Below are 26,072 nucleotides of genomic sequence, written 5' to 3'. Positions count from 1 at the left end.
AAAATAGGACATTATTATGAACACAACATCACCTATCCAAGCGGTTATCTTTGACTGGGCTGGCACTATCGTTGATTTTGGATCGTTTGCTCCAACCAGCATTTTCGTTGAAGCATTCAGACAAGGTTTCGACTTTGATATCGACTTAGCAGAAGCGCGTGAACCTATGGGTATCGGCAAATGGGACCACATCCAAGCGGTGGGTCGAATTCCAGCTGTTGACGCTCGTTGGAATGCTCAATTCGGACGCTCGATGACCAGTGAAGACGTTGATGCGATCTACGCGGCATTCATGCCTCTTCAGAAAGCAAAAGTAGCCGACCACGCAGCTCCAATTTTAAACGCTATTGAAGTGGTAAATAACCTAAAAGAAAAGAACATAAAAATAGGCTCTTGTTCTGGTTACCCACGTGAAGTAATGGATGTACTGATCCCAGCTGCAGCAGATTACGGTTATCTTCCTGACAACGTAGTAGCAACGGATGACTTACCGCAAGGCGGTCGCCCTGCTCCATTCATGGCACTTAAAAACGTCATTGACCTAGGTGTGACGAACGTCGCTGCGTGTGTGAAAGTGGATGACGCTGCACCGGGTATCGATGAAGGCCACAACGCAGGCATGTGGACAGTAGGACTTGTACTATCAGGCAACGAAGCAGGCTTAACCTACCAAGAATATGTGGATGCTGACGAAGCGACACTTGCAACTGCGCGAGAAAAAGCAAGCGTGAAGCTAAACAAATCAAACCCGCATTACCTGATCGATACTATTGCCGACTTACCTAGAGTGATTGCAGATATCGAAAAGCGTTTACTTGAAGGTGAGCGTCCATAACTCCTGTAACATCCGCAAATCAAGGTCTATAGTCCAATAATCCGTACAAATGAAAATGAAACCTCGTATCGCCTAAAAATGATACGAGGTTTCTTCGTTTCCAATATTTGAGACAACAATTAATTGACAAAAACCTCTGTAAATAGCACCTTAAATATATAATTTTTAACAATTTCATTGACTGCAATACGCAACTAAACTAACAATATAACAACAGTTCCAAGATAGGTTCGACCTGAATCGACGCCTGGAACGATTTACTGTTGCAGTGTCCCAATCAGTAAGTCGTCGCTTTAAAGGCTCATTCAGATAACAATAAGAGTTAATCCAAGGATAAGATTATGAAAAAACTGTCAAAAATCATGTGTGCTGTGATAGCTGCTTCAGGTTTCGCTGCTGCTCCCTCAATTGCTTCAACCACGTATGTTGGTGCTAAAGTTGGCATGGGTTGGCTAGATAGCGCTTGTGTAAGCGGTGAAAAGTGTGAAGATGATTCTGTTGCGGGTGGTATTTACGGTGGTTACAACTTTACCGATAACATTGCTCTTGAATTGAATGCAGATTACTTAGGTGATTATGATACCAGCTTTAACAACAACGGAACGCCCAAAGCATACAGTGATTCGATCGTAGCCATTTCTTTAAGCCCAATGTATCGACTAGCGATTAAACAAGAGTTTGATATCTTCTTTAAAGCAGGTCCTGCTTACATCATGCACGATGACGAAGACGACGTTGTATTAGCACTAGGTATCGGTGCTGAGAAACAGCTATCCGACGACTGGGCTCTTCGAGTTGAATATCAATACTTCGATGATTTTGACGATAAGATTATCCAAGACCTTAACTCCAACCTTGTTACCGTTGGTCTAAGCTACAATTTCGGTACAGGTAACACGACAGCGTCCGCCGCAACAGTAGCTTCTGCGGCAGCCGTAACACAGGCTCCATCTGAACCAATTGCAGAACCTGAAGCCGTTGTGGTTGAAGAAGAGACTGTTGTAATTAAAGCGCAAACTGAAAGCTTCTCTCAAGGTATGTTTGAGACAAACAGTACTGACTTGTCTACAGAAGGTAAAACTGCACTAACACCATTAGTAGAAGTGCTTCAAACTTACCCTCAATCATCAGTTAATGTTGTTGGTCACACCGATTCAACAGGCGCTGCTGAGTACAACATGATGATCTCTAAGAAACGTGCTGCCGCTGTAGCAGCATACATTGAAGAGCAAGGTATTGAAGCAGGCCGTATTACGGCTACAGGTGAAGGTGAAGAAAACCCAGTAGCAACAAACGATACTGCTGAAGGTCGTGCGCAGAACCGTCGTGTTGACGCAACAATCCCAAGTTTCGAATACCAAGAAGAAGCGAAAATGGAAGAGGTTATTGTAGAAACGGCTGAATAATAGCAGTCAACTCTAGCTTGAATAATAAAGGGCGGAACACTTTAAAGTGCTCCGCCCTTTTCTTTATCTGGCTCTACCCATACACCGTAAGCCGTAAGCCGTAAGCCGTAAGCCGTAAGCCGTAAGCCGTAAGCCGTAAGCCGTAAGCCGTAAAAATTAGCCTACCGACACAAGGTATACAATAAGAAGACTAAACGATTTCCCAGCTGTGGGTCATTTCTACGCCAGCGCCTAGCATTAGGCATACTGAACAGTATTTCTCTAACGAGTCAGCACATACTTTAGCAACCAGCTCAGAATCAAGATTGTCGCCAGACACTTCAAAGTGAATATTAATCACAGTAAAGATTTTAGGTGCCGTTTCACGACGCGTTGTTTCAAGTTTTGCATTACAGCCTGTGATGTTTTGGCCTGCTGATGTCAAACCATCTACGACATCAACAGAGCTACAACCACCAGCGGCCATCAGCACCATCTCCATAGGGCTTGGTGCTGTAGCTCCACCGCTTCCGTCCATAACGATAGAATGGCCTGATTGAGATTGACCTAGGAATTTAAAGCCTTCGACCCATTTAACTTCTGCTTGCATGTTGTTCCTTAGATGTACGAAAAGCGTCATCATTAACTAGTATTTTATATCAATGCCTACACCCTACTACTGGCGGCATTTATGAGCAAGATTTCTGTTTGAGATATTTATTTCATGAATTGTGCAATTTTTTCCATCTAAAACCTGTCTCTATTCGTACATTCAAAATCGAATGAAAAGACGTCAAGATGAGGTATCTATGAATAAATTATCTAAAATATTGGTATCACTCGTGGTTGCGCTACCACTGATTTCGCTGTTTGTGAGCCAGACTGGCACTGCCAATACAATGGATAAAACGGCTAACTCAGGTAAGAGTGAAATAGCGACACTGGCTGGTGGTTGTTTTTGGTGTACAGAATCCGATCTGGAGAAGCTCACAGGAGTCTCGGATGTTGTCTCAGGATATTCTGGTGGCGAATTAGAGAATCCAACCTATAAACAAGTTTCGTCAGGTAAATCTGGTCACATCGAAGTGATCAACGTGACTTACAACCCTGATGTGGTTAGCTACGAACAGGTGCTTGACCAATTCTTCAGACACATCGACCCAACTGATGACAAAGGTTCATTCGTTGACAGAGGTCCACAATATCGACCTGCTGTTTTCTATCATAACCAAGAACAAAAAGACGTCGCTCAGAACTTCATGATGGAGATAGACAAGGCTCAAATCTTTGGTGAACCATTAAAAACAGAACTGATTAAGTTTGAAAAATTCTGGCCAGCAGAAGATTACCATCAAGATTATTACAAGAAGAGCAAGGTTCGTTATAACTACTACCGCTACGCTTCTGGTCGTGATCAGTACCTAGATAAAATCTTCGGTGATGATAGAAAAGAAAATCCGAAAACGATCCGTCAGATCATCGATGGACAAAATGCGACAGCCAATGCTAAGACATACAGTAAGCCGTCTGATGCAGAGATCAAAGCGTCTCTAACTTCACTGCAATACGATGTTACACAAGACGACGCGACAGAGCGCCCATTTGACAACAAATACTGGGATAACAAGCAAGAAGGTATTTACGTTGATATCGTAACGGGTGAGCCTTTGTTCTCTTCAAAAGACAAATACAAATCAGGTACAGGTTGGCCGAGCTTTACACAGCCAATCAGCGAGGCTTATGTCGTAACGACTACTGACTACAAGTTGCTTTACCCGAGAACAGAGGTTCGCAGTAAATTTGGTGACTCTCATCTAGGACATGTATTTAAAGATGGTCCAAAGCCAACAGGTTTGCGCTACTGCATGAACTCAGCCGCTATGCGCTTTATCCCAGCAGATAAATTGGCTGAAGAAGGCTACGAAGAATATATTGAAATGTTCGAAGGCTAAATACTAAAAAATTAGAGCTACACCTATAACAACAAAGCCAGCATATCGCTGGCTTTGTTGTTACTGACAAAATGTGATTCATTAGCCTGGTAACGTTATTAACCCGTTAACACAGTATCTTCGGGGTATTTCAACAAGGAAGGTTCTGGGCGAGCTAGCATATAAGCCAACGTCAAGGGACCGATACGTCCAATCACCATAACGACAATCATGATGTATTTACCCGGCTCAGTCAGGTTCGCAGTGAGTCCTGCTGTTAGGCCAACGGTTGCAAAGGCAGAAATCACCTCAAACATCACGCGATCAAACGCTGCCTTTTCAGTAAGCATTAACAAAAACATCGCAGTGGTTAATAACGCCCCACTAACCACAATAATGGCCAAAGATTTTGTTACCGCTTGCCAAGTCACGGTGCGCTTAAACATCACGACATGCTTTTTCTGACGCAAGAATGTCCAAGTTGCGACAAACGCAACTGCAAAGGTCGAAACCTTAATACCACCACCAGTAGAAGTCGAACCAGCACCAATCAACATCAGTACGATCATCACCAATAATGCCGGTTGCGTATACTGAGATAAATCGACACTGTTGAAACCGGCAGTACGAGCACTCGCCGATTGGAAAAATGCAGCTAACCACTGACCTTGTATAGAGAGGCCTTCCATCGTTGCTGAGTTATTCCTCTCCAATAACCAAAACATAACCGTCCCTACCAACAACAAAGTTGGTGTTGCGGTCAGCATGATCTTAGTATGCAGATGCAAGTGCTGGAAGCCTTTACGCCAGTTACTCGATAAGTCCCCCACTACCGTGAAGCCTAATCCACCAAAGATGAATAAACCCGCCAAAGTACAAATCACCAATGGATCATCAACAAAACTCATCATGCTGTCTGAGAACAGCGCGAAACCTGCGTTATTGAATGCAGATATAGCGTGAAAGAGTGCATAAAAGCTTCCCGTTGCCCATCCCATTTCTGGAACCCAACGGAAACAGAGCAACACAAACCCAACAAACTCCGCCACCAACGCAAAGATGATGATCTTCTTAACTAATTTACGGAGATTAATCTTACGATCTTGACCCAGCGCTTCCTTCGCCAATGCTTGTTGCTTGAGACTTAATCTAACGCCAAACATATAGAGCAGCACTGCAGACAGGGTCATCTGCCCTAAACCGCCGACTTGCATCAAAAACATCAGCAGTATTTTGCCCGCCAGAGTGAAATGTTCACCTGTATCGACAACACCCAAGCCTGTCACACTGATTGCGGATGTGGCAGTAAACAGCGCATCTGTAAAACTAAGCCCAGTCACAGAAAAGACTGGCAGCGTCAACAAGATTGCAGAAGGGATAAGAACACCTAAGAAACTCGTAAGGATAATCTTTGGCTCTGAGCCTTTGCGCGGCTTTTTATCTGTCTTGAGCGTGTAGAAAGTACCTTTTCGTTTCAACGAATTCATACGGTTACCTTATTACCAATTACTTATTACCAGTTACCAATTGCGTAGCTTTCTAGACAAGGTCTCTTTCGGCCCTGCAATGATCACCACATCACCGATCTCTAAACTGACATCAAGTTCAGGTGCTTTGGTTAGGTTCGGGCCGCGCTTGAAGCCAAGTACTTCAACCCCTACCTCTTTGCACAGCTTTAGGTCGCGAAGTTGCTTACCTAAAAACTTTGAGCCAATAACGATTTCTGTCATCGCTAAGCCACTGCCAAGGTCGATAAATTCGAGAACGCGTCTGTCCAGCATCTTACGAGCAACACGAATACCCATATCTCGCTCCGGCATGATGATATGATCAGCACCAATCTTAGAGAGGATCTTGCCGTGGAACTTATCATTCGCCTTAACCCAAACTGCTTTTGCTCCAGATTCTTTCACCACCAAAGTCGTTAGAATGCTTGAGTTAACGTCAGAGCCTATCGATACCATCACCATATCGTAATCATCGAGTCTTAACTCTTTCACCGTCTCTTCGCTCGTGCAGTTCGCAACAATCGCTTGTGAAACAAAAGCCGCTGCTTCTTTCACTCGCTCTTCATCAATATCGACGGCCAGTACCTGTGCCCCTGAACTTTGCAGCTCTTTGCAAACAGACAGACCAAATCGCCCTAAACCGATAACTGCATATTGTTTGTCGCTCATTTGAAATCCTGTTTAGAAATTTTAATTACACGGGATAGCCAAACCTACATTAGTTTCTATCTCAAAAAAAGTTAGTTCTGCAAGAATAAGGTTATACTATTGTCATAATCGTTTGATTTATAAAGGTAGAGAACAACTCGAGTTTCTGCTAATTTCCAATTCATAATTTCTGCGGCAGCACACACAATGAATGAATTCATAACCCAAGTACAAACCTACATCAACCAGAGCCATAGTGATTGGGCAAACAGCGTCCTATTCATCACTATTGCGAGTTTTCTCGCTTGGGTAGCTTGGCGAATTATCCATAATCGCTTAGAAATTCTGGTTCAGAAAACTCCATTCCACTGGGACGACCTACTGCTAGAGGCTCTAAAAACGCCTGTCAGCACGTTACTTTGGTGTTGGCCTGCTACTGTGTCTATAGGCCTGATCCTTCAAGGCCAGTTTGGCAATGAAATCAACTGGTTAAAAACGCTTAAGCACATACTGATCATCTGTACTTTTGTTTGGTTCACGTTGCGAATGATTAGCAACTCTGAAGCGTATGTCTTAGAACAGAAGACCAGGGACGAAACCACCGTTCAGGCTATCGCGAAAGTTGCTCGCTTGTTCTTTATGGTGATGGGCGGCCTGACCATCATGCAGGCGTTTGGGCTCAGTCTTTCAGGCTTACTCACCTTTGGTGGTGTGGGTGGCTTGATCGTCGGTTTAGCGGCTAAAGACTTACTGTCGAACTTCTTCGGTGGCATGATGATTTACTTCGACCGCCCTTTTAAAGTTGGAGATTGGATACGCTCACCAGACCGCCAAATCGAAGGCACCGTCGAACGCATTGGCTGGCGCATGACCATCATTCGCACTTTTGATAAACGTCCTTTGTACGTACCGAATTCTGTGTTCAGTAACATTGTGGTGGAAAACCCATCAAGAATGTTGAACCGCAGAATCAATGAAACGTTTGGGCTTCGCTATCAAGACGCAAACAAGCTTGCTCTGATTGTGAATGACGTAAAAGCCATGCTTGAAACGCACCCTGACATTGATGCCAAACAGACGCTGATCGTTAACTTTGATAAGTTCGGGCCATCAACGCTCAACTTCTTTATCTACACCTTCACCAAGACGGTTAATTGGGTGAGATACCACGAAGTGAAACAAGATGTTTTATTGCAGGTGTTAGCGATTATTCATAAGCACAATGCTGATATCGCCTTCCCAACACAAACACTCAAGATTGAAGCGCAAGACATCAACGATTCTCAAGTTGTAATGAATTCGAGCCCTGAAGCTCATCGATAAGCCATAAGCGTGGTAACATAGTGTTAGTAACCCTTTACGCCTAATTACCACTTTATGATTTTACCTGTCATTCTAGCTGGCGGCTCCGGAAGCCGCCTCTGGCCATTGTCTCGCGAACTCTACCCTAAGCAATTCCTCAACATTGCTGGCGAACAATCAATGCTTCAGCAAACGCTTCAACGCCTGCAAGGTCTTGAGGACTATCTAACGGGTAGCAAGTGCGCTGCTCCATTCATTATCTGTAATGAAGAACACCGCTTTATTGCAGCTGAACAAGCTCGATCGGCTAACATCCAACATAGTGGTATTCTGCTAGAGCCCGTCGGTCGAAACACGGCTCCAGCCATCGCATTAGCGGCATTACAAGCCTTAGGTAAATCAACCAATAATGAGCAGGATGCATCAGACCCGATCTTATTAGTACTGGCTGCTGATCATCACATCGCTAACACCTCTGAATTCCAACAAGTGATCAGTCGTGGTGTTGATTATGCGAAGCAAGGCAAACTGGTGACATTTGGAATAACCCCTAATGCGCCAGAAACAGGCTACGGTTATATCAAACAGGGGAAACCTCTTTCCCCGCTCGTTCAAACTGATACTAATGCTAAAGAGCAGTCAACCCATCACGCCTATGCCATTGATTGCTTTGTTGAAAAACCTGATAAAGTAACTGCAGAAGAATACATACGTTCAGAGCAATACTTGTGGAATAGCGGCATGTTCATGTTTAAGGCATCCAGCTACCTTGGAGAACTCTCTCAACACCGCCCAGATATCTTGACGGCTTGCAAACTCGCTCTTTCAAAGCAAAATACCGACCTCGACTTTATTCGTATCGACGCAGAAGCATTCAAAAATAGCCCAAGTGACTCTATCGATTATGCCGTGATGGAAAAGACCTCACACGCCGCAGTGATCCCGATGGATGTTGGTTGGAATGATATTGGCTCGTGGTCTGCTATCTGGGATGTCAGTGATAAGGATGAACACAACAACGTCATTGAAGGCGATGTGTTAACCGTCGACTCTCAACACAACTACATTCATGCGGAGAATAAGCTTGTCGCGACGGTAGGTGTCGAAAACCTCATTATTGTCGAAACCAAAGATGCAATATTGGTTGCGAACAAAGACAAAGTTCAAGGTGTTAAGTCGATTGTTAGCCAACTGAATCAGGCTGGTCGAACGGAGCATGTCCATCATCGCGAGGTGTTTAGGCCTTGGGGTAAATACGACGTGATCGATCTAGGCAAGCGCGACAAAGTGAAACGTATCACCGTAAAAGCGGGTCATCAGCTTTCACTACAGATGCATCACCATAGAGCGGAACATTGGGTAGTAGTGGCAGGGACTGCGAAAGTAACCAACGATGAGAAAACGTATCTCGTCGAAGAAGATCAATCCACTTACATTCCGTTAGGTCATATCCACAGCCTAGAGAACCCTGGAGACTCACCTCTCGAAATGATCGAAGTACAAACCGGTAGTCATTTAAGTGAAGACGATATCATTCGATATCAAGACAGCTATGGGCGAGATGTTCGAAACCAACAAGCTTCTTCGTCTCAGAACAACAAATCGAAATAAAGCGGCGACAATCAAGTGAAACCAACATTAGACCTTAGCTGCTTTAAGAACAACGATATTCGCGGCATCATTGGTGACCAAATCAATGGGCACTTTGCCTACCTGCTCGGCAAGGCATTTGGCGAGTACGTCCTATCCACGACACCTGAAACTTCATTCGATGGCTTAGCTCAAGTGGTGATTGGTCGTGATAACCGAGAAACGTCCCTTTCATTGCAAGAAGCCATGACCAAAGGCTTAATCGAGTCTGGAATAACCGTCGTTGACCTTGGAATGACAGGGACTGAAGAAGTCTACTTTGCAACTCGCCACCTTAACGCCATTGGCGGAATCCAAATTACGGCAAGCCATAACCCAATCAATTACAACGGAATGAAGTTGGTCGGCTTGGACGCTAGCCCGATAAGTAAAAACAGTGGGTTAGATGAAATCAAACTACGTATTAAAGTATTACATCAAGAGCTGAACAGCGATTTATCTATCGGTCATGTACAACCGAATAACTCTAGCCGATCGACCAGCATTCTCGCCCCTTACGTAGATCACCTGCTCACTTATATAAATCCATCCAAACTATCACCGATGAAGGTGGTAGTTAACGCTGGAAACGGTGTTGCAGGACATGTTATCGATGCTTTAGAGGAGCGTTTCAACAAACTCAATGTTCCTGTCACCTTCATCAAGGTACACCATGCCCCTGACGGAAAATTTCCTAATGGCATCCCAAACCCATTGATTAAAGAGAACCAAGTAGCAACTCGAAATGCAGTCTTAGAGCACTCCGCCGATCTAGGTATTGCGTGGGATGGCGATTTCGACCGTTGTTTTTTCTTTGACGAAAAAGGCAATTACATTGAGGGTTATTACATTGTCGGGTTGCTCGCTGAAGCCTTCTTACTAAAAGAATCGAATGCAACCGTATTACACGATATGCGCATGACATGGAACACGATTGAAGTCGCCAACAAGCTTGGTGGGAAGGCTATTTCGGTCAAAGCTGGGCATGCGCTCATCAAAGAGAAGATGCGAGAATTAAACGCGGTGTATGGTGGTGAAATGAGTGCGCACCATTATTTCCGTGACTTTGGGTATTGCGATTCAGGAATGATTCCTTGGCTCTTGGTGATTGAACTGATCTGTGAGACTCAGCAATCTCTTCATCAATTGACCAGTTCGAGTATGGATAGATTCCCTTCTTCGGGAGAGATCAATCGTAAAGTTTCCGACCCAGAACAAGTCATGGCTTATGTGTTGGCACACTATCAAGTTTATGCCGTTGAGATCGATCACACAGACGGGCTCAGCATGAATATGGGCTCGTGGCGCTTCAACTTAAGAAAGTCCAATACAGAGCCGTTGATACGGCTCAACGTGGAAACCAAGCAAGATAGAGCTTTGCTGTCACTCAAAGTCGACGAGTTACTGTCTTTTCTCATTTAAGAGTACAAGGCACTTTCCGTTTACAACTAAGAACCACAAAAAAGCCCTTACTAGCAACGGCTAATAAGGGCTTTGAATTTTCAGTCGCTTAGTCGCTGACTGTAATTCGTCTATTTGTTGCGGCGAGCTTCAACAGCGTCTGCCAACTGGCGAAGTACTGTTTCAGTATCTTCCCAACCAATACATGCATCAGTAACAGATTGGCCGTAAGTTGCAGCTTTACCATCAACAAGATCTTGGCGACCTTCAACAAGGTGAGATTCAATCATCACACCAAAGATAGCTTTATCACCGCCTGAGATTTGAGCACTAACGTCATCAGATACGTTCATTTGACGCTTAAACTGCTTAGAGCTGTTTGCGTGGCTGAAATCAATCATTACCTTTTGCGGAAGGCCTGACGCTGCTAGTTCTTCTTTGATTTTACCTACATGCTCAGCGCTGTAGTTTGGCTCTTTACCGCCACGTAAAATGATATGACAGTCAGGGTTACCCACTGTTTCAATAATTGCTGAGTGTCCGTACTTAGTTACAGATAAGAAATGGTGCGAAGCGCTTGCCGAACGAATAGCGTCTGTTGCGATCTTGATGTTGCCATCAGTACCATTCTTAAAACCAACTGGGCAAGATAAGCCAGAAGCCAATTCACGGTGAACTTGAGATTCAGTAGTACGCGCGCCGATTGCACCCCAGCTGATTAGATCTGCTACGTATTGAGGTGTGATCATATCTAGGAATTCACTTGCTGTAGGCATTCCCATATCAGTTAGGTCAAGCAATAGCTTACGTCCAAGACGAAGACCATCATTTAGCTTGAACGTATCGTTCATGTACGGGTCATTGATTAGGCCTTTCCAACCAACAGTTGTACGTGGCTTTTCAAAGTAAACACGCATTACGATTTCTAGGTTATCGCCTAGTTCGTCGCGTAGCACTTTCAAACGTTTACCATACTCAAGCGCAGCTTCTGTGTCATGAATAGAACATGGGCCAACAATAACAAGCAAGCGGTCGTCGCTTTCTTCTAGAATATTGTGGATCGCTTTGCGGCTTTCAAAGGTTGTAGAAGAAGCAACTTCTGTCGCTGGAAACTTTTCTAAAACAGCAACAGGTGGTAATAACTCTTTTACTTTGTTAATTCTTACATCATCAGTCTGGAACATTGCTTACTTCTTCCTTTTTTCTATCCTTGAGCTGAATGTACGTTGTCTCACGTAACTTTCTATCAGCACTAATCTTCTTGTTCCCTGTAACTTAACTAGTAAAAACTCTAGTTTCAATCACTAATTGAAAATAAACGCAATTTTTTTTGTGTTTTATATTTAAAACACCCTGTATACCATTATTTACACACTATCGATTGCGTAATTTATGACAGGTTAAGAACGGTTATAGTTCAAGCTTCACCATACATGTAAAATTATGCAGAACTTGAAAATAAAAAAGCTCACGTGATTAACGTGAGCTTCTAACTAATTACATTCTTTTCAATGGCTTGACAACGCTATCAAGCCCTTCAATTTTTAATGCCAAACACAGCTTGAGTAAGTCACCTAACTCACCAGAGGGAAAGCCTTTTTTATCGAACCACAGTAAGTATTCCTCTGGCAGATCGATCAATATACGACCAGCGTATTTACCAAATGGCATTTGCATTCTAGCAAGTTTAATCAGGTTCTGTTTCTCTAGCATTACAGGCTCTTTCTAGGCTTTTTCTATTCTTTGTAGAGTATCACCTAAACGCTCAACCCAATAGTTGATTGCATCTTTGGCATCATCCAGTGAATCAATCATTGTCGAGAAATCTTTATTGCCTGCTTCACGGTCAATGGCTGCAAACAATGGTGTGCCCTCTTGAGCATCACTTACCAAGAGCTCAACACTGGCGCTTCCCACATTGGTGTGCTCTCCGGTCGTGACCTTAGATATGGTAGACATCGCAAGACCAAACGGCAGTACACTACTGGTCACGGCTAAGATGGGGTTGGGGGTTTCAACGTTACTCAAGGCAATGCTTAGGCGCAGCGTATTCCCGGTAGGCTCATCGACAATCGTTTTATGGGGCGATATTTTCTCTTCCAAGCGTGCAACCATGTGATCAGTCAGCTCTTGAATCTCTTCCTGATCGAGCGAACCTTCTTCTGCAAGCACAAAGATCTGGTCGATCACCACTGAGTCGTACTCATCGAGTTTGGCTTTCAGGCGCTGTGAATCACGTAACCCTATCCTCACCCATACAAGATCGACGCCTCCATCAGGTCCGACGCTAAAATCTTCATAGCTGGTGAATTTGGTTGCAGTTTTAATTGGGCCGCCTGCACAACCAAACAAAAAGATGCTGGTTGCAACAAGCAAGAGAAGTTTTAAAGGTGTCATAGCGCACTTCGGTTAAATTTATGAATCTAAACAAGTATGCCATACCCTATGTGAAAAGATTGTAGAAAAAGGGGTTAAAACTCAGAGCTATCTCTAAAATTAGTCATGTTGCACAGTGTGTGCATACTCGACAATCACTTGATTACCTTCAATGTAAGCATTTTGGATCTCGCCATCCACACTCATTCGGCTTTTCAAATACACCACTTTAGGCCCAGATTGGTTGCCTTCTTTGAGTGAAGGGAACACATTCCTAGGTTCTAAATGAAGTAAACGACAAAAGTGGCTAATGAAAGACATCGTTAATGGCGTCTCGCCTCTCAACACTCTAGAGAAATCAAGCTGGTTCATTCCTAGCTTTTTTGAAAACTCCATCTGCGTAATTCGCATTCTCGATTTTTGTGACATCCAAGTTTGATACAGCGCATCTCTATCTTGTTCTGTGAATTCCATACTGCTTCCTTTATATAACTTATACCAATCAATTGTCCGGCTTTTCATACATGGCGTGTCAGGGTTTGGTTAGTGGAAACCAAAGGTTTGGTTTTGATATGCGCGCAATTGTCTTATAGAACGGAACGCAATCACCAAAATCATTCACAAAAACGATTAGAGCAAATACTTTCTTCATTTATATCAATAATTTATACGTTAACGAACTAAACATATAGCAAGTTAATTTGTATTAAGAATTAAAAGTTCGAGATTAGCATTCCACATTTCAATCGATTGATTCGCATTTATAAAACTGGTTGGCTACATTCCGCTTGCTTAAACGCACTTCTGGCAAACTATTTGAAAGAATAGGACGCAAAGCCACCGGTCTGTCGACAAATATTCTGTCTATGATAGCGGGGCCGCCACTTAATAGGATTTAAGTGTCAATGCATGCCGGAGTGTTCTCTTTTTTGTCGGCCAAATACAGTAAGGACAAATAATGAAACAACTCCCAAAAAAATCACTCATCGCGCTATCGCTACTTAGCGTAAGCGGTGCAAGCTTCGGTCACGGTTATGTTTCGGCATACGATAATGGCGTAGCAGAAAGCCGTGTCGCGCTATGTAAATTCCCAGCGAGTGATACGCAAGAGAAAAACACGAACTGTGGCGGTATCCAATATGAACCACAAAGTGTAGAAGGCCCTGAAGGCTTCCCTGAAGTCGGCCCTGCCGATGGAAAAATCGCCAGTGCGCAATCATCTTTAGCGGCAGCGCTAGACGAGCAGACTGCAGATCGCTGGGTTAAACGTCCTATCAAGTCGGGCTCTCAATATTTTGAGTGGACGTTCACTGCCAACCACGTGACTAACGACTGGAAATACTACATTACTCAACCAGACTGGAACCCAAACCAGCCTTTGGCGCGCAGCTCTTTTGACTTAACACCATTCTGTGTTGTTGAAGGCAATGGGCAACAACCACCTATGCAAGTAAGCCACTTGTGTAATGTTCCAGAGCGCGAAGGTTATCAAGTGATCCTTGCGGTATGGGACGTGGGTGATACTGCGATGGCTTTCTACAACGTTATCGATGTGAAATTTGATGGCGACGGCCCTATCATTCCTGATTGGGATCAAGGCGGTCAAATCAACCCAACTCAAGATCTAAACATTGGTGATGCTGTTTACACTCGTGTCTTCGATCAATCGGGTGAGAACGCTTCATACAGCACAGAGCTCGTCATTGAGAGCAACGAGCAAGGCAAAGCAAATAACTGGTCTTACGCGCTTGCCTCTAAGATCAACAAAGAACAAGCGCAAATCAAAGCAGGTCAGCTGAACGACCAAGGCGATTTTGCACCCGTGTACGGCACGAACCCTGTTTACCTAAAAGCCGGTTCAGGCTTTAAGAGCGTCGAGATCGGTTACAAGATTGATACTCCAGAGCCCGAGCATGAGCTAGCAGTGACAGGCCTAGAATCTGAGTACATTATTGATGAAAACCAGCCAACACAGCTTGATCTAACATTAGAAGCAACTGGCGATATTCAAGCAGAACTGACGGTGTACAACCATCACCGCGAAGCACTTGCTTCTCAAAAATCAGAACTGGCAGACGGACAAGTTGAAGATGTTCAACTCACTCTGTCTAAATCGGAGGCTGGCCACCATATGCTTGTGGTTGTGACTAAAGATGACCAAGGTAACTTAGTGGATCAGAACACGCTTGATTTCCACCTAATGGACGAGCAAACACCGCCACCCGCTGGCGATTACGACTTCGTATTTCCTGAGAGCATTGAGTCTTACACAGCAGGTACTAAGGTACTAAGCAGCGATGGTGGCGTTTATCAGTGTAAAGAGTTCCCATACTCTGGTTACTGTGTTCAATGGACTCCAACAGCAACTCAATACGAACCAGGTGTTGGTTCACACTGGCAAGATGCTTGGAACAAAGTGGACTAATGACTAGCCAGTCACTTACTTTCTAATAGGTACGTGCTAGTAATCAGCAAAACAAAACGGATGCCTAGAGCATCCGTTTTCTTATTCAGTAAAAGTAGAAACACCAGTTATTAAAATAGAAACATCAGTTATCAAAGTAGATAGTGGTCCGCCAGCAAAGCGACAAACAAGATCATGAGATGATAAATGGAGAATTTAAAAGTCTTCATCGCCATATTAGGCTCATCACGATATTTAAGTACCCAAGCGTGATAAACAAACCCGCCGTTTAGCACCAAAGAAGCGCTCAAATATATCCAGCTACTCATACCGACCAACACCGGCAATATACATATGATGCTAAGCAACAAGGTATAGAGCAGAATTGATGTTTTGGTGTAGGCGATCCCATGCGTCACAGGCAACATGGGAATGTTCACCTTGGCATATTCGTCACGACGATGAATCGCCAACGCCCAAAAGTGCGGAGGTGTCCAGATAAAGATGATCATCACCAACAACCAAGCGTTTGAATGCAGCTCATTGGTGACCGCCGTCCAGCCCAATAACGGAGGCATTGCACCTGCGATCCCTGCAATCACGATGTTTTGCGGCGTAGCCCGCTTCAAGTACATGGTATAAATCACCGCATACCCTAATAAGCTCGCAAAGGTTAGCCAAGCAGTGAGTTGATTAACCCACACCACTAACGTGACAAAGCCAAGTAAACCAATGCCAGCAGCAAAGCTAAACACCCGTACGCTGCTAAGTTCTCCTGACGGCAAAGGTCGTCGATTTGTGCGAGTCATTTGCCCATCGATCTTTTTGTCGATCAAATGGTTAAATGCCGCTGCCGAGCCCGCCATCAACCCTATTCCGATCATTCCAAACAGAGCTTGCTGTAAAGGTAATCCGTTAGGCACTGCTAAACACATACCCACTAAGGCCGTCAGTAACATCAAAGCCACTACCTTGGGTTTAGTCAGCGTTAAATAGACCTTCCATGTGGCTTTGTTTTTCGAGGCCAGCTCATTTTTTGGAGCACTTTCTCCGTTGCTTGCTATCTCTTGACTGGCAGTGATCTCTTGACTTAAAACTGCGCCTTGAACCACCACTCCATGTTGTGTTGATGTTCTAGTGACCATGATTACCTCCTTGTAATACATCGTTCTTCATCAAGTACTCACTCGGTTGACGTTGCCAAACCACAAAGTTTGTAACAACCATGGTGACAAGTAACAGAGCAGCCACCAAATTATGCAAAACGGCTACCGAGATCGGTAGGTGAAACCATACATTGCTGATCCCCAAACTGACCTGTGCAAACAACACTATCGCCAAAGTGAGAGCCAGCTTTCTTTGCGGTCCTTTTTCAAGCTTCCAAAGCTGATAAACAATCATCAACACCGTAAGTGTGGCAGCGATAGCCCCGAACCGGTGCATAACATGTATAGTTAATCGCGCGGGATATTCCAACACACCAAACTCATAGTTATCATGGCCGTGTTGAGCAAAATCGAAGGCATTCTTGAAATCTAAATAGCTCATCCAATTACCTTCACAAATAGGTAATTGGGTACACACCAGAGCGGCGTAGTTAGACGATGTCCATCCACCTAGTAATATCTGACCAACCACAACGATTAACCCAAACAATGCCCAGACTTTAAGAGGAGAATGGGAAATAGACTCACTAAAGTGATGTTGGACATTAGACAGGCGACAATAGAGTAAACAGAGCAGCGACAGCAGCGTGAACCCGCCCATAAGGTGAGCCATCACCACAACAGGCATCAGCTTTAGAGTAACCGTCCACATACCTAACAGGGCCTGAAAAATCACAGTGGCGGAGATAAGCAAAGGAAGTCCAACAGAGGTGATGTTCTTTTTGATGCACCAAGCAACAACCACGAAGATAAGCAATCCAAGTGAGCCAGCAAAGTAGCGATGTATCATCTCTATCCATGCTTTATCTGCTTCAAGAGCTCGTTCTGGGAATTGTAGATTAGCTTCACTGATTGCTGTGGCATTGGATGGCACGGCCAGATTACCATAACATCCTGGCCAATCAGGGCAGCCAAGACCAGCATCCGACAAACGAGTATAAGCACCGAGCACAATAACGGTGAGTGTCAGTAAAATAGTCAGCCTCATGATTACCATGAGTAATTTGGGCGCTCCATTTTGCATCGCTTATCTCCCTATATCGAATCGCTGACAACGCATCATCACTTCTTCACTAATCCCAACATCTGTCTATCTGTCTATTTGTCTATTTGTCTATTTACTAGGTATTACCACTGGTTAACCCACACGTGATAATTTGAGTAACTTCCTTAGGTCGTGGATCATCCCTTTAGATTGGCTAACTAATTGAGACGGTTCAGAAACGCTCTTATACTCCATAACAAGCTGGCCCAGAGGGTCAATAATCACAATCGATGCAGGAGCAAATTCAGCTCTCAGTTGGTCTCCACCAGCAAGAAACTCTAAATCAGGCTTGTTAATGGTTCCCTTCAAAGAAACGCCCTCAGCCACAAACACCACCGCCGTGACTCGCTCTTTGTTCTTACCTAAAGCCAAGTAACTCTGATTAAGGTAGTGTAATTGTTGCTCACATAGGCTTTCGCATTCAGTCGGGGAGATATATCCGACCAACCAACCTTCTTCAGCCACAGGCAACGTGATACCAAAATCTTCCAAGGTCACCCTTGGCTCAACGAGTTCTCCGGAATTGGTAACGCCTGCTGTGTACCAATGCTGATCGAGCACGGTTTTAGCAATAATGGCAGGCAAAGCAAAAATCAGAATCAGCCCTATCAACATCAAACGACCTTTCGAGCGACGCTTCTGCAATAACCGCGTCTCTTCTTCTGTTTTGCTTAAAGCTTGAGGTTTATCCATGTTAGTCCCCTACCTTGGGTGTCCCTTTCATATACCGATAACCAATTAACACCATCAAAAACAGCAATACCCCTGCCATTACGAACCATTGAACTGAGTAACCAAAATGCTTTTCAGATTTCATTGCCGTTGGTCGCCATAGAAACTCATAAGGCCATGAATCTAAGTTCTGCGGTTGAAAAACAAAGGTCATAACTTCTTGTTTAGTGTATTGAGATAGCTCTTCGATATTAAGATTCTGAATGCGTTTCGGTGTCGTTTCTTCTAGACCCAATGTTTGACTCAGAGGGTTAATCGACCGTGTGTACAAACGCCCAGACATCGTGGTTGGTAATACAATGTCGCCTAACTTCGGTAGCTCTCTTCTATCATTACTCGCTGCAACAAACCCAAGATCGATCAAAATCCGTTTATCTGCACCTTGCGACTGAATATTGCCCAGCATGTAAATCACATAACCAACGACACCTTGATTGATCTGATTATCTAACAAGAGCACCAAACCGCTTTGTGCTGCCAGAGTGATGTTGACCTTTTGTCCGTTCCAAATCTGACGGGTTAAATCGACTTGAGTTTGAGTATTGCCGCGTTGCCAGTCGCTGATCACTAGCTCTAAATCCTTGGGCGATTGCTGAGCTCTTTCTAACAATTGCTGTTCATAGCTTAGTTTCTCGTTACCTCGGTCTAACTGCCACAAACCTAACTTGATTAAAATGCCGACTGAAACCACAGTTAAAACAACCGCTGCCCAAAAACCTTTACTGCGGAACTTGTGTTCATCATCAATCAATCGGTTTGGAGTTATCACTATGGCGTCATCTACCTTTGTGTTGTTATTTAAAGTTGTATTGGTCGCTTTGCTGTTTTTCATCGCTTTCAACTTGATGAAAGGTCTAATCCAAATCGCATCAGGCAAACACAACGGCAAAAAGCTGAGTCACTTCTTAGGTCGTCGGGTAATGCTGTCTGCCATAGTGGTGCTGTTACTTCTGCTTGCTTTGGCTTCTGGGGTCATCACTCCTAACCCTCGTCCTTATTAATTCAGCTTACGCTCAGTGATCATCAGATTCGTGTTGTCACTAAAGCACGTACACAAACACGAACAGACCTAACCAAACCACATCAACAAAGTGCCAATACCAACTGCCCGCTTGGAACGCAAAATGGTCTTTCGGAGTGAAATGGTCTTTCGCAACTCTCATCAGTAACACAATCAAAAAGATCGTACCTAAACAGACATGCAAGCCATGGAATCCAGTCAATAAGAAGAAAGTGTTGCCGTAGATTCCGGATTGAAGTGTTAGCCCCATCTCTTGATAAGCATGAACATACTCTTCAACTTGGAAGAACAGGAAGAACCCAGCCAGCACAATCGTGATTTCTAGCCATACGATCAATGCCATGCGTTTATTTTGTTCAAGACTGATATGTGCCATGTGCAGCGTCACAGAGGAAAACAACAGAATAATGGTGTTCTTGAGAGGGATACCTTGCCAAGGCATGGCTTGGGTCGTGACGCCATTAGGGGTGGTTGTTAAAGGCCAAATAGATTGGAACATCGGCCACAACACCTCATGGGTCATCTCGTTGTTTCCTGCCCCACCAATCCATGGCACAGAAATCATCCGAGCGTAGAAAAGCGCACCAAAGAAAGCGCCGAAGAACATGATTTCAGAGAAAATAAACCAACTCATACCCTGTCTAAAGGAACGTGATATCTGCTCAGAATAGAGCCCACTCAACGATTCCGTGATGACGTTACTAAACCAACCAGCAAGCATATACAGCAGCACACCAAAGCCAACAAACAGCACCGCTTTCCCAAACACACCACCAGCAGAGTCGGTCTCCATGTGTTGCACCGTTAAGCCCGCGCCAACCGCGACAAGAAACAGAGCAATAGCCCCGACCAGAGGCCAATGACTTTGATGTGGAACGAAATAAACTTCCTTTTTAGAACTCATCGCTCAACTCCTTATGTTGATACTGGTTCTGTAAATCCCTAGTTACTTGCGAGTGTCTCAGCTTGAGGCTGACTCTTGTTCAGGCCAACATCACTCGTGATATTAAACAAGGTGTAAGAGAGAGTAAGCGTATGAATCGATTCAGGGATCTCAGGTTCGATGTAGAAGATCAAACCCATCTCTGCGCTCTTGTGTCCGTCCAGAGGCTGCTGGTTAAAGCAGAAGCACTCCATTTTATTAAAATATGTCGCCCCATTTCCGGGAGACACCGATGGCACCGCTTGCCCAACTAACGAAAGACCCGATAAGTTTTTCGCAATGTAATTCGTTTGAACCACTTCCCCAGGGTGAACCTCTAACACTCGAGTTTCAGGCACAAACTGCCAAGGCATATCTGGCTTGATGTGGGACATGAACTCTACTCGAACCGTACGAGAATAATCAGGTTGCATTCCTTGGGGCTGAACCGCTGAAACCGTATTGGTTTTTCCGTTGATCCCTAAGGCTTCGCACATCACGTCATACAGAGGAACCAGAGCGAAACCAAAGCCAAACATGCCAATCACACTCAGCACCAAGTAGCACGTCAATTTCTTTGTCGAGCGTTTAGGTAATGGCAGATTATCGCTGTCTTGTTGGTGTTTTTTGTTCTCGCTCATACTCCTTCCCCTTAATCAATTTTAGGTGGATGAGTAAACGTGTGATGAGGAGCTGGGCTTGGAACCGTCCACTCTAGGCCTTCCGCTCTGTCCCATGGCTTGCTTGGAGCAGGCTCTCCGCCTCTGACACATTTGATAGCCAACCATAGGAAAATCAATTGCGATAAACCAAAGGCGAAGCCACCAATCGAAACGACTTGGTTAACGTCAGCAAACTGAATCGCGTAGTCAGGGATTCGGCGAGGCATGCCCGCTAAACCTAAAAAGTGCATAGGGAAGAAAAGTACATTGACCGATATGACTGATGTCCAGAAATGCCACAAGCTGAGTTTGTGGTCGTACATATGCCCAGTCCATTTCGGCAGCCAATAATAAGCTGCGGCCATGATGGAGAACACAGCCCCCGTCACCAGAACATAATGGAAGTGAGCCACCACAAAGTAAGTATCGTGATATTGGAAATCAGCAGGCACGATAGCGAGCATCAATCCAGATAGCCCACCAATTGTAAACAGAACAATAAAGGCAATCGCAAACAGCATTGGGGTTTCAAACGTCAAAGCCCCTCGCCACATCGTAGCCACCCAGTTGAATACTTTCACACCGGTCGGCACCGCAATCAGCATGGTGCAATACATGAAAAACAGTTCGGCAAATACCGGCATCCCAGTGGTAAACATGTGGTGCGCCCAAACCAAGAACGACAACAGTGCGATACTACAAGTGGCATAAACCATCGAGTGGTAACCAAACAGACGCTTGCCACTGAATGCAGGAATGATCGCAGAGATGATACCGAACGAGGGTAAAATCATGATGTACACTTCGGGGTGTCCAAAGAACCAGAATATGTGCTGGAACATCACAGGATCCCCACCACCCGCAGCATCAAAGAAGCTTGTTCCAAAGTATTTATCGGTTAATACCATTGTGACCGCGCCCGCCAGCACGGGCATGACGGCGATAAGCAAGAAAGCCGTAATCAACCAAGTCCACACGAACATAGGAAGCTTGAACCAAGTCATTCCCGGCGCGCGCATGTTCACGATGGTGACGATCACGTTAATCGCCCCCATGATCGAGCTAATCCCCATAATATGAACGGAGAAAACAAATAGAGCGGTACTGTCTGGGCCGTAAGTTGTAGAAAGCGGTGCGTAGAATGTCCAACCAAAGTTCGGCCCACCTCCTTCCGTAAACAAAGAGCCAATCAAGATCAAAAATGCAAAAGGCAAGATCCAAAAACTCAGGTTATTCATACGGGGTAACGCCATATCCGGCGCGCCAATCATCATCGGGATCATCCAGTTAGCCAAACCCGTAAATGCAGGCATCACGGCACCAAATACCATGATCAAGCCGTGTACCGTGGTCATTTGATTAAAGAAGTCTGGTTCAACGAGCTGCAACCCCGGTTGGAATAGCTCTGCGCGGATCACCATCGCCATCGCGCCGCCCGTTAAAAACATCGCAAAACTAAACCAAAGGTAAAGGGTACCTATATCTTTATGATTGGTTGAGTACAGCCAGCGACTCCAACCTTTTGGTGCCGCGTGAGAGTCATGATCATCGATGTTGGTATCAGTGTCACCTAAAACGCCTTCGCTTACATGGCTCAACGTTTGCTCGTCAGCGGGAGCCGATTTTACAGGTTTATCGATTGGTGAACTCATAACTGCTCCTTAGCATCACTTTGTGCTTCATCCGTTGAGCTTTCTGATCCGCCTGATTGTTTAACCTTGTAAGCGTTAATATCTGAAGCCTGAACAACGTCACCAGTATCATTACCCCAAGCGTTTCTTTGGTACGTTACAACCGCTGCAATTTCTTTCTCTGTTAACTGGTTATCGAATGCTTGCATCGCCGTGCCTCCGCGACCATAGACGATGGTATCGATATGAACACCAACATCACCAAGCGCAACAGGGCTTCCTTTGATGGCTGGAAATGCGCCTGGGATACCTTCACCATTCACTTGGTGACAAACCGCGCATCGAGTTTTATAAACGTCTTCACCTAATACATTCAACTGGTCTAAAGAAAGTGACGCGTCTAATGCATCTTTCGCCGCTTGCTGTGCGGTTAATTGCAACTCTTTCTGCTCAGCTAACCATGAATCGAATTCTTGCTCTTCCATTGCATGTACCACAATCGGCATGAATCCGTGCGCCCGACCACACAACTCCGCACACTGACCTCTGTAAACACCCGGTTCATCTACTCTGGTCCACGCCTCATTAATGAATCCGGGAACCGTATCTTTCTTAACCGCAAACGCTGGCACCCACCACGAGTGAATGACATCGTCTGATGTCATCAAGAAGCGAACTTTGCGATTAATCGGCAATACCAACGGCTTGTCTACTTCAAGTAGATAATGAGCGCCTTTGGTCTCTATGCCTTCAATCTCTTTATCGCTGGTTGCAAGTAAGCTAAAGAACTCGACATCTTCTCCAAAATAGCTGTAATGCCATTTCCATTGTGAGCCAGTGATTTTGATTGTTAGGTCTGATTGAGAGGTGTCTTCCATCGCTATCAAGGTTTTCGTTGCCGGAATGGCCATAGCGATAAGAATAATGATGGGGATGACGGTCCAAAGGATTTCTACTTTCGTGCTTTCGTGGAAATGGGCAGCAACCGCGCCCTTCGACTTTCGATGCCTAAGAATGGAATAGAACATGACGCCAAATACAATGAACGCTATCGCGCAACAGATGTAGAAGATCAACATATGAAGTTCATACACCTGACCGCTAATATCTGTCACCCCACGCGTCATGTTGTATTCGCTACTTGCGCTGACGAGAGGGGAAACAAAAGCTACAACAAAACTATTCAACAGCAACGCTAGCCTGACCAGTAATCTCTTCAAAAGATCTCTCCTCATCCATCCTAATTGGATACTTGCGACCTATGTGTCGTTGTTTGCCTAACGACACTCATTGTTAATCCGACTACTCATCAAAGGCTGAATCCCAAGCTACACATCACGTAGCGTTTAACCTTAATTCGTCAGTTCACATCACAAAACTATACGAACTTATACGGTTCAAAAACGTTCAAGGTTTTAACCAAAGATTCAAATACGACGAAATTGTTAGTTTTTGTTATATTTATGTAAAAGGCTAGTTAGTGATATCCAATTGTTCAAGGTAAGTTTACTTACTAAACAGTCAATTATTTGAAGTCGCTTGACCCATAAGCCCTTCCTCTTCCCTTGCTGTTGGAATTTATTTTAAATTGAGTTTTACGATTGCCTTAATAGAAATAATAATCAATATCATTTAATTTAAAGCAACAGTAAGTCATCCCGACATTAAAAGGTTTAGTGATTATGCAAGATGCTATGAACTGGTTAGCGAGAGACCCAGATCCAAGAACTCGTGAAGAGCTTCAACATCTCATCGATAAGAAAATGCACGCCGAGCTCGAAGATCGTTTTACACAACGATTAGAATTCGGTACTGCAGGCCTGCGCGGCAAAGTAGGATGCGGCCCAAATAGAATGAACCGTTTGGTGATACAAGAAACGGCGACAGGGCTTGGTCATTATTTAATTGAACATGTCGCTAATGCGGCGATTCGTGGTGTGGTTGTTGGGTATGACGGACGTCTAGATTCTAAACAATTCGCCATTGATACCGCTTCGGTACTGACGGCTTTAGGAATTAAGGTTTATTTGACCGCGAACGTGGCGGCAACACCGATTATTGCCTTTGGTATTGAACACTTCAACGCAGCCGCCGCTGTCGTTGTGACAGCTAGCCACAACCCACCTGAATATAATGGGTTTAAGGTGTATTGGGAGAATGGTGCTCAAATTATTCCACCACACGATGCGGGCATCGCCGATGAGATTGACGTCGCGTCAACCAAACCAATCCCACTAATCAGCCTCAGTGACGCTGAAAAGCAAGGGAACTTAGTTTGGTTAACCGAGGGTTACTATCAAACCTATCGCGCTGCGATAAATCAAAGCCATTATGTACGTAACGACATCGATTCAGCGCATACGACCGTGACCTACACGGCAATGCATGGTGTCGGAGCACAAATGGCAGAAGATCTTCTGCACGATGGTGGGTTCCATAAAGTATTCAGTGTGGCGGAACAAAGAGAGCCCGATGGTCACTTCCCGACGGTTAACTTCCCCAACCCAGAAGAAAAAGGCGCGATGGATCTCGTCGTCAATTTAGCGAAAAGTGTCGATGCCGACATCGCTTGCGCCAACGATCCGGATGCAGACCGATTTGCCGTTGCGGTTAGAACCGATGATACAGTTAGAACCGATGAAGCCTCATACAAGATGCTTACTGGCGATCAAGTCGGTGTGTTATTTGCTCATTACTTACTATCGAAGCCTCATACAAAAAACCAATTAGTTGGCAACAGTATTGTCTCTTCGACCTTACTCGAAAAAGTCGCCAACTCTCATGGGGCTACCTACTTCCAAACACTGACCGGCTTTAAATGGTTAGCGAATATCGGGATGCAACTGGAAGATGAGGATAATGAATTCTTGTTTGCCTATGAGGAAGCGCTGGGCTACACAATTGGTACTCAAGTGCGCGACAAAGACGGACTTTCTGCACTGGTAGTATTTGCTCAACTGGTTGAAGAGTTGAAGTCTCAAGGTCGAACCGTTTGGGATCTTCTGGCTCAAATTTCGTTGGAACATGGCGTCCATACCAATGCTCAACGCAGTATCGCTCTTGATCCGGATTCACCGTCGATAGGTTCAAAACTTAGATCGGCACAACCTAAAACCATTGGTGGCGTAACTGTCTCGGTAATTGAAGATCTGCAATCTTCTTTGCGATACATTGTTGGTGGCGATACTGAAACCATTAACTTACCCACAAGTGACGTATTGATTTATCACTTGGAGGACGGTTCTCGAATTATCGTTCGGCCTTCTGGCACAGAACCAAAAGTAAAAGTCTATTATGAGACGGTGACAAAGTTTGAGGGTTCAGAAACGTACGATGAAGCTCGTCAACGTGGAGAAGAGTATACAAATAACTTGATTGAACAACACCAGCAAGAACTCAGTGCTTAAGTGTACAGTTCAGTGTGAAGCTTATATCTGATGAGATAAAGTCGCCGATTAAACAGACAAACCATCA

Annotated in this window: 24 protein-coding genes and 1 riboswitch; of the genes, 9 read left to right on the top strand and 15 right to left on the bottom strand. The window is 44.6% G+C overall.

All coding sequences use genetic code 11. From position 1 onward, the window contains the following. Nucleotides 1–16: 16 nt before the first annotated feature. The gene (gene phnX / locus QWZ07_RS08030) at nt 17–835 is read left to right on the top strand and encodes a phosphonoacetaldehyde hydrolase (protein WP_192853034.1); all 819 of its coding nucleotides are present in this window, start codon (nt 17–19) and stop codon (nt 833–835) included. Nucleotides 836–1,176: 341 nt separating this feature from the next. Beyond that, entirely contained in the window at nt 1,177–2,241 is a 1,065-nt protein-coding gene (locus QWZ07_RS08025) for an OmpA family protein (protein WP_192853033.1), read from the top strand. 190 nt (nt 2,242–2,431) lie between these two features. Here QWZ07_RS08025 and QWZ07_RS08020 read toward each other — a convergent pair whose 3' ends face one another. Beyond that, nucleotides 2,432–2,830, bottom strand: a complete 399-nt coding sequence (locus QWZ07_RS08020) for an OsmC family protein (protein ID WP_192853032.1) — start codon at nt 2,828–2,830, stop codon at nt 2,432–2,434. Nucleotides 2,831–3,029: 199 nt separating this feature from the next. On the opposite strand from QWZ07_RS08020, the gene msrB reads away from it, so the two are divergent. Further along, complete coding sequence (gene msrB / locus QWZ07_RS08015; protein ID WP_192853031.1) at nt 3,030–4,172, top strand: peptide-methionine (R)-S-oxide reductase MsrB; 1,143 nt, start codon at nt 3,030–3,032, stop codon at nt 4,170–4,172. Nucleotides 4,173–4,270: 98 nt separating this feature from the next. Here the strand turns inward: msrB and QWZ07_RS08010 are convergent, their stop codons facing one another. Continuing rightward, nucleotides 4,271–5,638: a TrkH family potassium uptake protein gene (locus QWZ07_RS08010; protein ID WP_102266262.1), complete on the bottom strand. Its 1,368-nt coding sequence runs from the start codon at nt 5,636–5,638 to the stop codon at nt 4,271–4,273. A 33-nt stretch (nt 5,639–5,671) separates the two neighbouring features. Further along, nucleotides 5,672–6,328: a potassium channel family protein gene (locus QWZ07_RS08005; RefSeq protein WP_017106229.1), complete on the bottom strand. Its 657-nt coding sequence runs from the start codon at nt 6,326–6,328 to the stop codon at nt 5,672–5,674. 186 nt (nt 6,329–6,514) lie between these two features. Between QWZ07_RS08005 and QWZ07_RS08000 the strand changes: the two genes are divergently transcribed. The 3 genes from QWZ07_RS08000 to QWZ07_RS07990 are packed head-to-tail and all read left to right on the top strand — an operon-like array spanning nt 6,515 to nt 10,660. Further along, nucleotides 6,515–7,630, top strand: coding sequence for a mechanosensitive ion channel family protein (locus QWZ07_RS08000; protein WP_192853030.1), 1,116 nt, complete (start codon nt 6,515–6,517; stop codon nt 7,628–7,630). A 54-nt stretch (nt 7,631–7,684) separates the two neighbouring features. Further along, entirely contained in the window at nt 7,685–9,220 is a 1,536-nt protein-coding gene (locus QWZ07_RS07995; RefSeq protein WP_192853029.1) for a mannose-1-phosphate guanylyltransferase/mannose-6-phosphate isomerase, read from the top strand. A gap of 15 nt (nt 9,221–9,235) precedes the next feature. After that, the gene (locus tag QWZ07_RS07990) at nt 9,236–10,660 is read left to right on the top strand and encodes a phosphohexomutase domain-containing protein (protein ID WP_192853028.1); all 1,425 of its coding nucleotides are present in this window, start codon (nt 9,236–9,238) and stop codon (nt 10,658–10,660) included. A 110-nt stretch (nt 10,661–10,770) separates the two neighbouring features. On the opposite strand, the gene aroG is transcribed toward QWZ07_RS07990, so the two are convergent. The 4 genes from aroG to QWZ07_RS07970 all read right to left on the bottom strand — a co-directional run bounded on the left by aroG (nt 10,771) and on the right by QWZ07_RS07970 (nt 13,489). Then, nucleotides 10,771–11,823: a 3-deoxy-7-phosphoheptulonate synthase AroG gene (gene aroG, locus QWZ07_RS07985; protein ID WP_017106233.1), complete on the bottom strand. Its 1,053-nt coding sequence runs from the start codon at nt 11,821–11,823 to the stop codon at nt 10,771–10,773. Nucleotides 11,824–12,136: 313 nt separating this feature from the next. Next, complete coding sequence (locus tag QWZ07_RS07980) at nt 12,137–12,352, bottom strand: DUF3820 family protein (protein ID WP_017106234.1); 216 nt, start codon at nt 12,350–12,352, stop codon at nt 12,137–12,139. Nucleotides 12,353–12,364: 12 nt separating this feature from the next. Next, nucleotides 12,365–13,036 (bottom strand): DUF3313 domain-containing protein, encoded by a 672-nt coding sequence (locus QWZ07_RS07975; protein WP_192853027.1) that lies wholly within the window; start codon nt 13,034–13,036, stop codon nt 12,365–12,367. 99 nt (nt 13,037–13,135) lie between these two features. Then, a complete protein-coding gene (locus QWZ07_RS07970; protein WP_017106235.1) occupies nt 13,136–13,489 on the bottom strand; it encodes a hypothetical protein in 354 nt (117 codons plus the stop codon). A 322-nt stretch (nt 13,490–13,811) separates the two neighbouring features. Then, nucleotides 13,812–13,901: riboswitch (cyclic di-GMP riboswitch) on the top strand. Between the two features lie 72 nt (nt 13,902–13,973). Here QWZ07_RS07970 and gbpA point away from each other — a divergent pair. Next, nucleotides 13,974–15,440 (top strand): N-acetylglucosamine-binding protein GbpA, encoded by a 1,467-nt coding sequence (gbpA, locus tag QWZ07_RS07965; RefSeq protein WP_102298940.1) that lies wholly within the window; start codon nt 13,974–13,976, stop codon nt 15,438–15,440. A gap of 131 nt (nt 15,441–15,571) precedes the next feature. Here gbpA and cyoE read toward each other — a convergent pair whose 3' ends face one another. From cyoE to QWZ07_RS07945, 4 genes are all read right to left on the bottom strand, one after another. Further along, the gene (gene cyoE, locus QWZ07_RS07960; RefSeq protein WP_192853026.1) at nt 15,572–16,564 is read right to left on the bottom strand and encodes a heme o synthase; all 993 of its coding nucleotides are present in this window, start codon (nt 16,562–16,564) and stop codon (nt 15,572–15,574) included. Beyond that, complete coding sequence (locus QWZ07_RS07955; protein ID WP_192853025.1) at nt 16,554–17,609, bottom strand: COX15/CtaA family protein; 1,056 nt, start codon at nt 17,607–17,609, stop codon at nt 16,554–16,556. Before QWZ07_RS07955 ends, cyoE begins: the two co-directional genes overlap by 11 nt. A 114-nt stretch (nt 17,610–17,723) precedes the next feature. Beyond that, the gene (locus tag QWZ07_RS07950) at nt 17,724–18,323 is read right to left on the bottom strand and encodes a redox-active disulfide-containing membrane protein (protein ID WP_192853024.1); all 600 of its coding nucleotides are present in this window, start codon (nt 18,321–18,323) and stop codon (nt 17,724–17,726) included. A gap of 1 nt (nt 18,324) precedes the next feature. Further along, on the bottom strand, nt 18,325–19,194 hold the full coding sequence (locus QWZ07_RS07945; RefSeq protein ID WP_225998435.1) for an SURF1 family protein: 870 nt from the start codon (nt 19,192–19,194) through the stop codon (nt 18,325–18,327). Between QWZ07_RS07945 and QWZ07_RS07940 the strand changes: the two genes are divergently transcribed. Beyond that, entirely contained in the window at nt 19,133–19,363 is a 231-nt protein-coding gene (locus QWZ07_RS07940; protein WP_032500197.1) for a DUF2909 family protein, read from the top strand. The genes QWZ07_RS07945 and QWZ07_RS07940 overlap by 62 nt on opposite strands. Nucleotides 19,364–19,402: 39 nt before the next feature. On the opposite strand, the gene QWZ07_RS07935 is transcribed toward QWZ07_RS07940, so the two are convergent. From QWZ07_RS07935 to coxB, 4 genes are read right to left on the bottom strand one after another with little or no spacing between them, the layout of a single operon-like run. Beyond that, the gene (locus tag QWZ07_RS07935; RefSeq protein WP_192853022.1) at nt 19,403–20,287 is read right to left on the bottom strand and encodes a cytochrome c oxidase subunit 3; all 885 of its coding nucleotides are present in this window, start codon (nt 20,285–20,287) and stop codon (nt 19,403–19,405) included. 38 nt (nt 20,288–20,325) lie between these two features. Beyond that, nucleotides 20,326–20,946, bottom strand: a complete 621-nt coding sequence (locus tag QWZ07_RS07930) for a cytochrome c oxidase assembly protein (protein ID WP_192853021.1) — start codon at nt 20,944–20,946, stop codon at nt 20,326–20,328. Between the two features lie 11 nt (nt 20,947–20,957). Next, nucleotides 20,958–22,619 carry a cytochrome c oxidase subunit I gene (gene ctaD / locus QWZ07_RS07925; RefSeq protein ID WP_017105311.1) on the bottom strand — a complete coding sequence of 554 codons (1,662 nt, stop codon included), beginning with the start codon at nt 22,617–22,619 and terminating at the stop codon, nt 20,958–20,960. After that, nucleotides 22,616–23,818 (bottom strand): cytochrome c oxidase subunit II, encoded by a 1,203-nt coding sequence (coxB, locus tag QWZ07_RS07920; RefSeq protein WP_192853020.1) that lies wholly within the window; start codon nt 23,816–23,818, stop codon nt 22,616–22,618. The genes ctaD and coxB overlap by 4 nt, the downstream gene beginning before the upstream one ends. A 462-nt stretch (nt 23,819–24,280) precedes the next feature. Here coxB and QWZ07_RS07915 point away from each other — a divergent pair, with 462 nt between their 5' ends. Beyond that, nucleotides 24,281–26,005, top strand: coding sequence for a phospho-sugar mutase (locus QWZ07_RS07915; protein ID WP_192853019.1), 1,725 nt, complete (start codon nt 24,281–24,283; stop codon nt 26,003–26,005). The last annotated feature ends 67 nt before the right edge of the window (nt 26,006–26,072 follow it).

It is taken from the genome of Vibrio lentus (assembly GCF_030409755.1).
GTDB classification, from domain to species: domain Bacteria; phylum Pseudomonadota; class Gammaproteobacteria; order Enterobacterales; family Vibrionaceae; genus Vibrio; species Vibrio lentus.
The sequence above is the reverse complement of the archived record's forward strand: the minus strand, read 5'-3'. Positions and strand labels throughout refer to the sequence as shown.

What these genes read in the sequence shown, in the direction of transcription:
- cyoE (WP_192853026.1), bottom strand. Translation starts at nt 16,564, where the DNA reads ATGGTCACTAGAACATCAACACAACATGGAGTGGTGGTTCAAGGCGCA.
- QWZ07_RS08025 (WP_192853033.1), top strand. Translation starts at nt 1,177, where the DNA reads ATGAAAAAACTGTCAAAAATCATGTGTGCTGTGATAGCTGCTTCAGGT.
- QWZ07_RS07945 (WP_225998435.1), bottom strand. Translation starts at nt 19,194, where the DNA reads ATGAAAAACAGCAAAGCGACCAATACAACTTTAAATAACAACACAAAG.
- QWZ07_RS07975 (WP_192853027.1), bottom strand. Translation starts at nt 13,036, where the DNA reads ATGACACCTTTAAAACTTCTCTTGCTTGTTGCAACCAGCATCTTTTTG.
- QWZ07_RS08000 (WP_192853030.1), top strand. Translation starts at nt 6,515, where the DNA reads ATGAATGAATTCATAACCCAAGTACAAACCTACATCAACCAGAGCCAT.
- QWZ07_RS07955 (WP_192853025.1), bottom strand. Translation starts at nt 17,609, where the DNA reads ATGCAAAATGGAGCGCCCAAATTACTCATGGTAATCATGAGGCTGACT.
- phnX (WP_192853034.1), top strand. Translation starts at nt 17, where the DNA reads ATGAACACAACATCACCTATCCAAGCGGTTATCTTTGACTGGGCTGGC.
- QWZ07_RS08005 (WP_017106229.1), bottom strand. Translation starts at nt 6,328, where the DNA reads ATGAGCGACAAACAATATGCAGTTATCGGTTTAGGGCGATTTGGTCTG.
- QWZ07_RS07940 (WP_032500197.1), top strand. Translation starts at nt 19,133, where the DNA reads ATGGCGTCATCTACCTTTGTGTTGTTATTTAAAGTTGTATTGGTCGCT.
- QWZ07_RS07970 (WP_017106235.1), bottom strand. Translation starts at nt 13,489, where the DNA reads ATGGAATTCACAGAACAAGATAGAGATGCGCTGTATCAAACTTGGATG.
- ctaD (WP_017105311.1), bottom strand. Translation starts at nt 22,619, where the DNA reads ATGAGTTCACCAATCGATAAACCTGTAAAATCGGCTCCCGCTGACGAG.
- QWZ07_RS07930 (WP_192853021.1), bottom strand. Translation starts at nt 20,946, where the DNA reads ATGAGCGAGAACAAAAAACACCAACAAGACAGCGATAATCTGCCATTA.
- QWZ07_RS07915 (WP_192853019.1), top strand. Translation starts at nt 24,281, where the DNA reads ATGCAAGATGCTATGAACTGGTTAGCGAGAGACCCAGATCCAAGAACT.
- QWZ07_RS07995 (WP_192853029.1), top strand. Translation starts at nt 7,685, where the DNA reads ATGATTTTACCTGTCATTCTAGCTGGCGGCTCCGGAAGCCGCCTCTGG.
- QWZ07_RS07935 (WP_192853022.1), bottom strand. Translation starts at nt 20,287, where the DNA reads ATGAGTTCTAAAAAGGAAGTTTATTTCGTTCCACATCAAAGTCATTGG.
- aroG (WP_017106233.1), bottom strand. Translation starts at nt 11,823, where the DNA reads ATGTTCCAGACTGATGATGTAAGAATTAACAAAGTAAAAGAGTTATTA.
- QWZ07_RS08010 (WP_102266262.1), bottom strand. Translation starts at nt 5,638, where the DNA reads ATGAATTCGTTGAAACGAAAAGGTACTTTCTACACGCTCAAGACAGAT.
- QWZ07_RS07980 (WP_017106234.1), bottom strand. Translation starts at nt 12,352, where the DNA reads ATGCTAGAGAAACAGAACCTGATTAAACTTGCTAGAATGCAAATGCCA.
- msrB (WP_192853031.1), top strand. Translation starts at nt 3,030, where the DNA reads ATGAATAAATTATCTAAAATATTGGTATCACTCGTGGTTGCGCTACCA.
- QWZ07_RS08020 (WP_192853032.1), bottom strand. Translation starts at nt 2,830, where the DNA reads ATGCAAGCAGAAGTTAAATGGGTCGAAGGCTTTAAATTCCTAGGTCAA.
- gbpA (WP_102298940.1), top strand. Translation starts at nt 13,974, where the DNA reads ATGAAACAACTCCCAAAAAAATCACTCATCGCGCTATCGCTACTTAGC.
- QWZ07_RS07950 (WP_192853024.1), bottom strand. Translation starts at nt 18,323, where the DNA reads ATGGATAAACCTCAAGCTTTAAGCAAAACAGAAGAAGAGACGCGGTTA.